The sequence below is a fragment of the Kitasatospora sp. NPDC056327 genome, from assembly GCF_042261735.1.
Taxonomy (GTDB): domain Bacteria; phylum Actinomycetota; class Actinomycetes; order Streptomycetales; family Streptomycetaceae; genus Kitasatospora.
Map to the genome: position 1 here is coordinate 1 of NZ_JBHJRC010000270.1, position 11,417 is coordinate 11,417.

The 11,417-nt window shown below is 73.5% G+C and carries 11 protein-coding genes; 9 read left to right on the forward strand and 2 right to left on the reverse strand.

Annotation, left to right across the window (positions count from 1 at the left end; translation table 11 throughout):
* Positions 1–51: 51 nt before the first annotated feature.
* On the reverse strand, positions 52–1,698 hold the full coding sequence (locus tag ACFCX4_RS28960) for a hypothetical protein (RefSeq protein WP_376148598.1): 1,647 nt from the start codon (positions 1,696–1,698) through the stop codon (positions 52–54).
* A 186-nt stretch (positions 1,699–1,884) separates the two neighbouring features.
* Between ACFCX4_RS28960 and ACFCX4_RS28965 the strand changes: the two genes are divergently transcribed.
* Positions 1,885–2,310, forward strand: coding sequence for a thiol-disulfide oxidoreductase DCC family protein (locus ACFCX4_RS28965; protein ID WP_376148601.1), 426 nt, complete (start codon positions 1,885–1,887; stop codon positions 2,308–2,310).
* 27 nt (positions 2,311–2,337) lie between these two features.
* Here ACFCX4_RS28965 and ACFCX4_RS28970 read toward each other — a convergent pair whose 3' ends face one another.
* A complete protein-coding gene (locus tag ACFCX4_RS28970; protein WP_376148604.1) occupies positions 2,338–4,395 on the reverse strand; it encodes an elongation factor G-like protein EF-G2 in 2,058 nt (685 codons plus the stop codon).
* Between the two features lie 214 nt (positions 4,396–4,609).
* Between ACFCX4_RS28970 and pgsA the strand changes: the two genes are divergently transcribed.
* The 8 genes from pgsA to ACFCX4_RS29010 all read left to right on the forward strand — a co-directional run bounded on the left by pgsA (position 4,610) and on the right by ACFCX4_RS29010 (position 11,380).
* Positions 4,610–5,257, forward strand: coding sequence for a phosphatidylinositol phosphate synthase (gene pgsA / locus ACFCX4_RS28975; protein ID WP_376148607.1), 648 nt, complete (start codon positions 4,610–4,612; stop codon positions 5,255–5,257).
* Between the two features lie 17 nt (positions 5,258–5,274).
* Positions 5,275–6,300, forward strand: a complete 1,026-nt coding sequence (locus ACFCX4_RS28980) for a phosphatidylinositol mannoside acyltransferase (RefSeq protein ID WP_376148610.1) — start codon at positions 5,275–5,277, stop codon at positions 6,298–6,300.
* A gap of 168 nt (positions 6,301–6,468) precedes the next feature.
* Entirely contained in the window at positions 6,469–7,653 is a 1,185-nt protein-coding gene (locus tag ACFCX4_RS28985) for a glycosyltransferase family 4 protein (protein ID WP_376148612.1), read from the forward strand.
* Positions 7,654–7,720: 67 nt separating this feature from the next.
* Complete coding sequence (locus ACFCX4_RS28990; protein WP_376148615.1) at positions 7,721–8,152, forward strand: 5-carboxymethyl-2-hydroxymuconate Delta-isomerase; 432 nt, start codon at positions 7,721–7,723, stop codon at positions 8,150–8,152.
* 74 nt (positions 8,153–8,226) lie between these two features.
* Positions 8,227–8,727 carry a hypothetical protein gene (locus tag ACFCX4_RS28995; protein ID WP_376148627.1) on the forward strand — a complete coding sequence of 167 codons (501 nt, stop codon included), beginning with the start codon at positions 8,227–8,229 and terminating at the stop codon, positions 8,725–8,727.
* Between the two features lie 184 nt (positions 8,728–8,911).
* Positions 8,912–9,823 (forward strand): pyridoxal 5'-phosphate synthase lyase subunit PdxS, encoded by a 912-nt coding sequence (gene pdxS, locus ACFCX4_RS29000; RefSeq protein WP_376148618.1) that lies wholly within the window; start codon positions 8,912–8,914, stop codon positions 9,821–9,823.
* Between the two features lie 88 nt (positions 9,824–9,911).
* Positions 9,912–10,529 carry a pyridoxal 5'-phosphate synthase glutaminase subunit PdxT gene (gene pdxT, locus ACFCX4_RS29005; protein ID WP_376148621.1) on the forward strand — a complete coding sequence of 206 codons (618 nt, stop codon included), beginning with the start codon at positions 9,912–9,914 and terminating at the stop codon, positions 10,527–10,529.
* Positions 10,530–10,621: 92 nt separating this feature from the next.
* Complete coding sequence (locus tag ACFCX4_RS29010) at positions 10,622–11,380, forward strand: YebC/PmpR family DNA-binding transcriptional regulator (protein WP_376148624.1); 759 nt, start codon at positions 10,622–10,624, stop codon at positions 11,378–11,380.
* The last annotated feature ends 37 nt before the right edge of the window (positions 11,381–11,417 follow it).

Here is an 11,417-nt window from a genome sequence, read left to right on the forward strand (position 1 = left end):
CCCCGCCGACCGTCTCCCGGTCGGCGGGGCCCTCGCACGTCACCGGCGGGATCAGCCCGCGTCGTACTTGTCGACCCTGAACGGGCGGCTGCCCTGGGCCTCGGCCTTGAGCCCGGCCGCGCGGCCCTTGAAGGCGCGCTCGGTGTCGAGGTCGTGCTCGGCGAGGAACTCCAGGGTGGCGGTGTGGACGGCGCCGAGCACCGGGTGGGAGGCGTTGAGGGCGTTGTCGGCCATGGTGCGGGTGCCCCAGGGCTGGCCGGCCCAGGTGTGCCGGAAGCCGAAGGGCTCGGGCAGGCCGAGGCCGCCGCCGAGCCAGGAGAGCAGGGCGGGCGTCCGGTGGAAGGGGGCGCGGACGGCCTGCCGGACGACCTCGTCGTTGTCGATCAGCCGGAGCTTGACCGTGCGGTTCTCCCAGAACCGGAAGGTCTTGGCGACGGACTTCTCCTTGTCCTTGGGCTTGTCGCCGAAGAATCCGTCGATGGGGCCGAGGGCGTAGCCGGCGACGGTGATGTTGAGGGTGTTGGCGAGCAGCACGACGGTGACGGTGAAGGTCAGCACGAGCTTGCCGTCGTGGGTGATGAACTGGGTGGCGAGGTAGTGCCGGGGGCCGCCGGAGAAGGTCTGCTTGTCGGCGATGGCCTGGACGGCGAAGTCGCGCATGTGGTCGCCGTCCATGTCGGCGTTGCCGGGGCGGCTGATCTCGTCGGCGCTCTCGCCGACCTCGAAGACGACCCACTGCTTGACCCGGACGCCGGGCATGCCGCTGTTGGCGACCTCGCTGATGCCGAGGGCCTTGAGGTGGCCGGAGATCTTGCGGACGAGGTCCCAGGGGTGGAACTGGCGGAAGTCGATCTGGCCCTCGGCGGGGCGCAGGGTGTCGATGAGCTTCCACTCGCCCCAGCGGCGGCCGGCGCCGAGGATGCCCTTGGGGCCGGCGTAGTGCTGGACGTTGGTCTCCTGCTCGGCGTCGAGGCGGCCGAGCTTGGCGCGCAGTTCGGCGGCCTTCTTGTCGAGGTCGTCGCGGGGGACGGCCATCGGCACGGTGGCGGCGACGGCGTTGCCCTCGACGAGGGAGAGCCAGCGGGCGCGCAGGTCGGCGGCGGTGCGTTCGACGATGCGCCGGGCCAGGAACCAGCCGATGACCGGGGCGAGCATGACGACGCGCAGGTAGATGCCGAGGAGGCCGCCGGCCGGGGGCCTGACCGCGAGCAGCACGGCGAGGCCGGCGGCGAGCGCGAGCACGACGGCGCCGTAGGCCCCGGCGTTCTTGGGGTTGTCGCGCCGCAGCCAGGCCCGGAGCTGGAAGGCGCCGAGCCAGACGAGCGCGCCGGGCAGGCAGAGCACGCCGGTGACGACGGTGATGGTGGACAGCCGCCGGTCGCGGTTGCGGCGGATCTCCTCGGCGGCGAGGCTGTGCTCGACGATCTGGCGGGTGTCGAGGCCGAAGGAGGGGACCAGCGGCTTGCGGTCGCCTCCCAGGGTGCGGGAGATGAGCGCCTTGCTCCAGGCTTCGCCGAAGTTGGGGGCGAAGAGGGCGAAGCGGCCCTTCTTGGCACTGGTCCCGGCGAGCTTGGCGGCGCCGTCCTCCAGCGCGGTGTCGCGGTACGCCACCGAGGAGATCGCCTGGGTGCCGGCGGTCTGCGGGCCGGTGTCGGTCCGGGGTATCTGCGCACCCGGGGTCATGTCGAGCGTGGTCACGGTGGCGTCCCCTCCTCCCCTTTGTCCTGCGGCAGGTTACCGCGCCGGGGTGCCGGTGCGGGCATGATCGTCTGAAGTACCGTCACGAACGGGCCACGTCGGGCCCGTGGGGCATGATGCCCACCTTCCGGTCGTCCGACGCGCCCCGGCGGCCGCTTCCCGGGCGGGATGGGGCACGATGGCGGCATGGAGAACGGTGTGCTGACGGATCCGGTGCTGGTGTTCGACGGGGACTGCGCGTTCTGCACGACGTGCGCGCAGTGGGCGGAGCGCTATCCGCGGCAGACGCTGGCGTCGGGGGGCTGGGAGGCGGTGCCGTTCCAGTTCGCGGACCTGGCGGGGCTGGACGCGCTGGCCGGCGGGCGGGGCGAGGTGACCCCCGAGCGGGCCGGGCGCGAGGTGCTGTGGGTGACGCCGGCGGGGCGGGTGTACGGCGGGGCGCAGGCGGTGGCGCGGCTGCTGATGCGTTCGGGCGGGGCCTGGGCGTACCTGGGCGGGGTGCTGGCGCTGGCGCCGGTGCGTCCGGTGGCGGCGCTGGCGTACCGGTGGGTGGCGCGCAACCGGCACCGGATGCCGGGCGGGACGCCGGCCTGTGCGCTGCCGCCGCGCTGAGCCGCTCCCGGGGGCGCCGGCCGGGCCTCAGCCGGTCCGGTCGGTGTGGCGGGCGGCGAGGGCGGCGGGCATGGGTTCGTGGCGCAGGTGGGCGCGGCTGAACCCGGCGGTGCCGTGGGTGAGTGAGCGCAGGTCCACGGGGTAGCGGGCGAGTTCGAGTTCGGGGACCTCGGCGCGCAGCATGGTGAGGCCGGGGCCGGCGGTCTCGGTGCCCAGGACGCGGCCGCGGCGGGCGGAGAGGTCGCCGAGGACGGCGCCGAGGTAGTCGTCGGGGAGCAGGATCCCGACGGCGGCGACGGGTTCGAGGAGCCGGATGACGGCGTGTTCGGCGGCGTCGCGCAGGGCGAGGGCGGCGGCGGTCTGGAAGGCGGAGTCGGAGGAGTCGACGGAGTGCGCCTTGCCGTCGGTGAGGGTGACCCGGATGTCGACGAGCGGGTGGCCGGTGGCGACGCCCTTGGCGAGCTGGGCGCGGACGCCCTTCTCGACGGAGGGGATGAAGTGCTTGGGCACGGCGCCGCCGACGACGTGTTCCCGGAACTCGAAGCCGGAGCCGGCGGGCAGGGGTTCGACCTCCAGTTCGCAGATGGCGTACTGGCCGTGGCCGCCGGACTGTTTGACGAGGCGTCCGTGGCCGGCGGCGGCGGTGCCGAAGGTCTCGCGCAGGGCGACCCGGTGCCCGACGGTGTCGACGTGGACGCCGTGGCGGCCGCGGAGCCGGTCGAGGACGGCTTCGGCGTGGGCCTCTCCGGTGCACCAGAGGACGAGCTGGTGGGTGTCGGGGTTCTGTTCGAGGCGCAGTGCCGGGTCCTCGGCGGCGAGCCGGGCGAGGGCCTGGGAGAGCTTGTCGTCGTCGGCCTTGCTGTGGGCCTCGACGGCGATCGGCAGCAGGGGTTCGGGGAGGGGCCAGGTTTCGAGGTCGGCGTGGTGGCCGGGTTCCTGGACGGTGTCGCCGGCGCGGGCGGTGGTGAGTCGGGCGGCGCAGACGAGGTCGCCGGCGACGGCGTGCGGGACGGGGCGCTGGAGCTTGCCGAAGGGGCTGGTGAGGGTGGTGACGCGTTCCTCGGCGTCCTGGTCGTCGGGGTGGGCGGGGCCGGTGAGGCGGATGCGGGTGTCGGGGCGCAGGGTGCCGGCGTAGAGGCGCAGCAGGCTGACGCGGCCGACGTAGGCGTCGCCGGTGACGCGGACGACCTGGGCGGCGAGGGGGGCGTCGGGGTCGCAGGCGGGGGCGGGGCGGGTGCGTTCGGTCGGGTCGGGGAAGGTCGTGGTGATGAGGTCGAGGAGTTCGGTGGCGCCGAGGCCGTGTTCGCCGGTGGGGACGGCGGGGTGCAGGGCGCAGGCGAGGACCTCGCGGCGCATGCCGGCTTCGAGGGACTCGGTGTCGGGGGTCCCGCCGGTGAGGTACTGCTCCATGAGGGTGTCGTCCTGGCCGGAGATGGCCTCGACGAGGCTCTCGCGGGCGGGGGCGGTGTCGGGCAGGGGGTCGGTCTCGCCGTAGGTGCGGCCGGTGAGGAGGTCGACGCTGCCGTCGGGGCGGCCGTCGTGGTGGACGGGCAGGAAGAGCGGGCGCAGGGTGTCGGGGCCGAGGCCGAAGGCGTCGTGGCAGGCGGTGAGGATGTCGTCGAGGCTGCCGCGGGCGATGTCGAGCTTGGCGACGGCGATGGCGCGGGGGATGTTCTCGGCGGCGCACTCGCGCCACAGCGCTCGGGTGGGGGCGGTGACGGGGTCGGTGGCGGAGACGACGAAGACGGCGGCGTCGGCGGCGTGGAGGGCGGCGCGCAGGTCGGCGGCGAAGTCGGGGTAGCCGGGCGGGTCGATCAGGTTGATCTTGGTGCCGCGCCATTCCAGGGGGAGCAGGGAGAGCTGGACGGAGCGCTGCTGCTGGTGTTCGAGGGGCTCGTGGTCGGAGACGGTGGTGCCGTCGGCGACGCGTCCGGGGCGGCCGAGGGCGCCGGCGGCGTGCGCGAGGGACTCCGCGAGGGTGGTCTTGCCGACGCCCGCGCAGCCGATGAGGACGACGTTGCGCAGGTCGCGCGGTCCGGCGACGGCGGGGGCCTGGCCGGCCCGGGCGGTGCTGCGGTCGGGCATCGGGGGTCTCCTCCGGTCGCGCCGAGGGTGTCGGTGAAAGTCTAGGGGCGGGGGCGCCGGGGGGCGCGCGAGCGGCGGCCGGGCGGTGTGTGGGCGGGGTCGGTCGCCGGGCGTGGCTACGATGGGTGCGCCGGGTGGGCTGATCCGTCCGGTCGTCTGCCGCGCACTCTGGCCGCAGGCGGGTACCAGGGAGATCGGAGCGGTCGGGAAGGCCATGCTCAACAAATACGCGCGTGCCTTCTTCACACGTGTCCTGACCCCGTTCGCCGCGTTCCTCATCCGTCTGGGTGTGAGTCCGGACACCGTGACGCTGGTCGGTACGGCCGGTTCGGTGGCGGGTGCGCTGGTGTTCTTCCCCCGCGGGGAGTTCTTCTGGGGCACCATCACGATCACGCTGTTCATCTTCTCGGACCTGGTGGACGGGAACATGGCGCGGCAGCTGGGGAAGTCCACCAGGTGGGGGGCGTTCCTGGACTCGACGCTCGACCGGGTCGCGGACGCGGCGGTCTTCGGCGGGCTGGCCATGTGGTACGCGGGCAAGGGCGACAACGACCTGCTGTGCGCGGTCGCGGTGTTCTGCCTGGCGAGCGGGCTGGTGGTGTCGTACACGAAGGCGCGGGCGGAGAGCCAGGGGCTGCCGTGCGACGTGTCGGGGCTGGTGGAGCGGGCCGAGCGGCTGGTGATCAGCCTGGTGGCGGCCGGTGTGGCGGGTCTGGCCACGTTCGGGGTGCCGTACGTGGAGTGGCTGCTGCCGGTGGCGCTGTGGTTGGTGGCGGCCGGCAGTCTGGTGACGGTGTTCCAGCGGATGCTGCAGGTCCGCCGTGAGGCGTTCGAGGCGGACCGCGTGGCGGCCGGTAGCTGAGAGGGGGCGGTCCCGCGGTGAAGGAAAGTCTGGCGGACCGACTGGTGTACGCGGCGTACGCGGCGGGCTGGGGCGTGCTCAAGCACCTGCCCGAGCCGGCGGCGCGCGGGCTGTTCGACCGGCTGGCGGACTCGGCGTGGCGCCGGCGCGGCAAGCGGGTGCTGCAGCTGGAGGCGAATCTGCTGCGGGTGCGCCCGGAGGCGGACGAGGCCCGGCTGCGGGAGCTGTCGCGGGCCGGGATGCGGTCGTACATGCGGTACTGGCAGGAGTCGTTCCGGCTGCCGGTGTGGGGCCGCGCGCGGGTGCTGCGGGACGTCCGGGTGGACGGCTTCGAGCAGCTGCGGGAGGCCCTGGACTCGGGCCGGGGCGCGGTCATAACGCTGCCGCACATGGGCAACTGGGACCTGGCCGGGGCCTGGGTGGCCATGCAGGGGTACCCGTTCACGACGGTGGCGGAGCGGTTGCGGCCGGAGCGGCTGTTCGACCGGTTCGTGGCGTTCCGGGAGAGCCTGGGCATGGAGGTGCTGGCGCTGACCGGCGGCTCGGTGAACGTGGTGGGCACGCTGGCGCGGCGGCTGCGGGAGGGACGGCTGGTCTGCCTGGTGGGGGACCGGGACCTCTCGGAGGCGGGCATCGAGGTGTCGTTCTTCGGTGAGGCGACGCGGATGCCGGCCGGTCCCGCGGCGCTGTGCCAGCGGACCGGTGCGGCGCTGATGCCGGTGTCCATCTGGTACGAGGGCCGGACCATGCGGGCCCGGATCCACCCGGAGGTGCCGGTGCCGGCGGAGGGTGACCGGGCCGGGAGGATCCGGGCCATGACGCAGGCGATGGCCTCGGTGTGGGAGGACGCGATCCGGGAGCACCCGGAGGACTGGCACATGCTGCAGCGCTTCTGGCTGGCCGACCTCCCGGCCCGTGGGACCACCGGGGCGGTGGCCGCCCCGGGCGGCGCCCGTCCGGAGGCCCGCGAGCCGGGCGCCCGGGAGTCCGCGGTCCGGGAGCCCGCCGCCGGGGAGCCGGCGGCGGAGGCGCCGGGGGCCTGAGCCCCGCCGCCCGCCCGGTCGTCCGCTCCGCCTGCCGTCCCCCTCCCGCCCCGGCTCCCGCGCCGCCGGCGGTCCCGCCGTCCGCGCCGCGGCCGGCCCCGCGGGCCGCACCCTCGTCCGTGCCGCCCGCCGCCGTCCGCACCGCCCGCAGTATTCCCGAGGAGATCCGTGAAGATCGGCATCGTCTGCCCGTACGACTGGGACGTTCCCGGCGGCGTGCAGTTCCACATCCGGGACCTCGCCGAGCACCTGATCGGGCTGGGCCACTCGGTGTCGGTGCTGGCGCCGGCCGAGGACGACGAGGCGCTGCCGCCGTACGTGGTCTCGGCGGGCCGGGCGGTGGCGGTGCCCTACAACGGTTCGGTGGCGCGGCTGAGCTTCGGGATCCTGTCGGCGGCCCGGGTGCGGCGGTGGCTGCACGACGGCCGGTTCGACATCCTGCACGTGCACGAGCCGGCCTCGCCGAGCCTGTCGATGCTGGCGGCGTGGTCGGCCTCGGGGCCGATGGTCGGCACCTTCCACACCTCGAACCCGCGTTCGCGGGCGATGATCGCGGCCTCGCCGATCCTGCAGCCCGGCCTGGAGAAGATGCGGGCGCGGATCGCGGTGAGCGAGTACGCGCGGCGCACCCTGGTGGAGCACCTGGGCGGGGACGCCGTGGTGATCCCCAACGGCGTGGACGTGGGCTTCTTCGCGGGGGCGGAGCCGGACGCGCGCTGGACCGGCGGGGCGGCCGGGGGGGAGCCGGGCACGATCGGCTTCATCGGCCGGATCAACGAGCCGCGCAAGGGGCTGCCGACGCTGCTGGCGGCGCTGCCGCGGATCCTCGCCGAGCGCCCCGGGGTGCGGCTGCTGGTGGCCGGCAAGGGCGACGAGGAGGAGGCGGTCGCCGGGCTGGCGCCGGAGGTCCGCGCGCAGGTGGAGTTCCTCGGCATGGTGAGCGACCGGGACAAGGCCCGGCTGCTGCGCAGCGTGGATCTGTACGTGGCGCCGAACACCGGTGGCGAGAGCTTCGGGATCATCCTGGTCGAGGCGATGTCGGCGGGGGCGCCGGTGCTGGCGAGCGACCTGGACGCGTTCAAGCAGGTGCTGGACGGCGGGGACGCGGGCGAGCTGTTCCCGGTGGAGGACGCGGACGCGCTGGCCCGTGCGGCGGTGCGGCTGCTGGGGGACCCGGGGCGGCTGGAGGAGCTGCGCAAGGCGGCGTCCCGGCACGTGCGGCGGTTCGACTGGTCGACGGTGGGCGCCGACATCCTGGCCGTGTACGAGACGGTGACGGCGGGCGGGCCGGCGGTCGTCGAGGAGGACGAGCGCAGCGGCCGGCGCGGCCGTTCCGGTCCGGCCCGGGACTGACCGGGACCGACCGGGAGCGGGCTGCCGGGACGGACCGGCGGCGGCCGGGATTGAACGGGGCACCCGCGTGGTTGGGGTCGAACGGTCCTTCCTGACCGACGTTCCGTTCCCCGTGACCCTGGAGGCCCCGGTGCCGCAGATCTCCGTCGACTACTCCCCGAGCCTGGACGGCTCCTTCGACCGCCGTGAGCTGGGCGAGGCCATCAACCGGCTCGCGGTGGAGACCATCGCCGCCCGGCCCGAGGGCTGCAAGACGGTCTTCCGCCGCACCGACCCGGAGGTCGTGGTGGGGTACGGCGAGCGGACCGACGCCCAGGTGTTCGTCCAGTTCCGGATCTTCCCCGGGCGCAGCGCGGAGGCGAAGACGGCGCTCACCGAGGGGGTGCTGGCGCTGCTGGCCGCGCAGCTGAAGCCGGCGCCGGGGGAGCGGCTGCACCTGGCGGTGGACGTGCGCGACATGGACCGCGAGGTCTACCGGAACACGGCGATAGAGGGGTGAACCGGGAGCACCCGGTAGCGTAGCGCCCCGTGACTACCTGGATCTGGGCCGGCGTGGCCGTGGTGCTGTTCGGCATGTACCTGAGTTGGACTGCCGGGAGGCTGGACCGGCTGCACGCCCGGATCGACGCCGCCCGTGCGGCGCTGGACGCGCAGCTGGTCCGCCGGGCCTCGGTGGCGATGGAGCTGGCGACGTCCTCGCTGCTGGACCCGGCGGCGTCGCTGCTGCTGCTGGACGCGGCGCACGCGGCCCGGCAGGCGGAGGACGAGGAGCGCGAGGTCGCGGAGAGCCGGCTGAGCCTGGCGCTGCGGGCGGTGTTCGCGGAGCCGGAGCAGACGGCGGTGCTGGTGGCGGAGCCGGGCGGCGAGGAGGCGCTGCGGGACCTGACGGCGGCGGTGCGGCGGGTGCCGATGGCGCGACGGTTCCACAACGACGCGGTGCGGGCGGCGCGGGCGGTGCGGGAGCACCGGCTGGTGCGCTACTTCCGGCTGGCGGGCAAGGCGCCGTTCCCGATGGCCTTCGAGATGGACGACGCGCCGCCGCTCGCGCTGACCCCGGAGGGCGCTCCGGCGTAGGGGATTGTTACGGCCCGGTGGCGGGTCCGCGTGGCACGCGTCTCACCCGTCGCGGCGGGCGGTCCGGATCCGGCCTGTTTGTCGTATCCCGTCACGCGGGCTGGACTCGATGGCGCATGGAGGGGCGGTTTCTTCTGCCTACCATAGGGCGATAGCACTGGTTCATCTTCGAGTGAGGTCTCACGTGTCCACCACCCCCACCACCGCAGACCAGCCGCAGATCGGCACCGCCCGGGTGAAGCGAGGCATGGCCGAGCAGCTCAAGGGCGGTGTGATCATGGACGTGGTCAACGCCGAGCAGGCCAGGATCGCCGAGGACGCCGGCGCTGTCGCGGTCATGGCCCTGGAGCGGGTGCCGGCCGACATCCGCAAGGACGGCGGCGTGGCCCGCATGTCGGACCCGAACATGATCGAGGAGATCATCGCCGCGGTCTCGATCCCGGTGATGGCGAAGTCCCGGATCGGTCACTTCGTCGAGGCCCAGGTCCTGCAGTCGCTGGGTGTCGACTACATCGACGAGTCCGAGGTGCTGACCCCGGCCGACGAGGTCAACCACTCCGACAAGTGGGCCTTCACCACCCCCTTCGTCTGCGGTGCCACCAACCTGGGCGAGGCGCTGCGCCGCATCGCCGAGGGCGCGGCCATGATCCGCTCCAAGGGCGAGGCCGGCACCGGCAACGTCGTCGAGGCGGTCCGCCACCTGCGCCAGATCAAGAACGAGATCGGCCACCTGCGCGCGCTGGACCACAACGAGCTGTTCGCCGCCGCCAAGGAGCTGCGCGCCCCGTACGAGCTGGTCAAGGAGGTCGCCGAGCTCGGCAAGCTGCCGGTCGTGCTGTTCTCCGCCGGTGGCGTGGCCACCCCGGCCGACGCCGCGCTGATGCGCCAGCTGGGTGCCGAGGGCGTCTTCGTCGGCTCGGGCATCTTCAAGTCGGGCGACCCGGCCAAGCGTGCCGCGGCGATCGTCAAGGCCACCACCTTCTTCGACGACCCGAAGATCATCGCCGACGCCTCCCGCAACCTGGGCGAGGCCATGGTCGGCATCAACTGCGACACGCTGCCGGAGAGCGAGCGGTACGCCAACCGCGGCTGGTAATGCGCGCCCGACGGCCCGCCGCGCGGTGAGATCATCGGCGCGGCGGGCCGCCGCGCGTCGTCCGTTCGAGAGTCAAGAGGTACGAGAAGTGTCCACTCCAGTCATCGGTGTCCTCGCCCTCCAGGGCGACGTCCGCGAGCACCTGATCGCGCTGGCCGAGGCCGACGCGATCGGCCGGCCGGTGCGCCGGGCGGAGGAGCTCGCCGGGGTCGACGCGCTGGTCATCCCCGGCGGGGAGTCCACCACGATGTCCAAGCTGGCGCTGCTGTTCGGCGTCATGGAGCCGGTGCGCGAGCGGGTCGCCGCCGGGATGCCGGTGTACGGGACCTGCGCGGGCATGATCATGCTGGCGGACAAGATCCTGGACGGGCGCGAGGACCAGGAGACGGTCGGCGGCATCGACATGACGGTGCGCCGCAACGCCTTCGGGCGACAGAACGAGTCCTTCGAGTCCGGTGTCGCCTTCCGGGGCCTGGACGGCGACCCGGTGCACGGCGTGTTCATCCGCGCCCCCTGGGTGGAGTCGGTCGGCGCGGGCGTCGAGGTGCTGGCCGAGCTCCCGGCCGCCGACGGCCCGGAGAGCCGGGTCGTGGCCGTGCGCCAGGGCAACCTGCTGGCCACCTCGTTCCACCCGGAGCTCACCGGTGACCACCGGGTGCACGCCTACTTCGTGCGCATGGTCGAGGAGCACCTCGCCGCCGCGTGACCGCGCGTGCGCGACCGTGTGCGGGCCACCGCCGGTGGCACCGGTAAGATCTCATCTGTTCATTTCCCTTTGGCGACGTAAAGGAGCTGGCGATGTCCGGCCACTCTAAGTGGGCTACCACCAAGCACAAGAAGGCCGTGATCGACGCCAAGCGCGGCAAGCTCTTCGCCAAGATGATCAAGAACATCGAGGTGGCGGCTCGCACCGGCGGTCCCGACCTGGCCGGTAACCCGACGCTCTACGACGCCGTCCAGAAGGCGAAGAAGAGCTCGGTCCCGATCGACAACATCAACCGCGCCATCAAGCGCGGCGGCGGTCTGGAGGCCGGCGGCGCCGACTACCAGACGATCATGTACGAGGGCTACGGCCCGAACGGCGTCGCGGTGCTCATCGAGTGCCTCACCGACAACCGCAACCGCGCCGCCTCCGACGTGCGCGTGGCGATGACCCGCAACGGCGGCTCGATGGCCGATCCGGGTTCGGTGTCCTACCTGTTCAACCGCAAGGGCGTCGTGATCGTCCCCAAGGCGGACGGCGTGGACGAGGACAAGCTGTTCGAGGTCGTCCTGGACCAGGAGCCCGAGGAGATCAACGACCTCGGCGACTCGTTCGAGATCGTCTCCGAGGCCTCCAGGATGGTCGCCGTGCGCACCGCCCTGGTGGACGCCGGGGTCGACTACGACTCGGCCGAGGCCAACTTCCTGCCGAGCATGCAGGTCGAGCTGGACGCCGACGGCGCCCGCAAGATCCTGAAGCTGATCGACGCCCTGGAGGACAGCGACGACGTGCAGAACGTCTTCGCCAACTTCGACATCAGCGACGAGGTCGGTGCGCAGCTCGACGCCGAGTGATCGTGCCGCTTCCCGGCCCGGCGGTCCCCAGGACCGC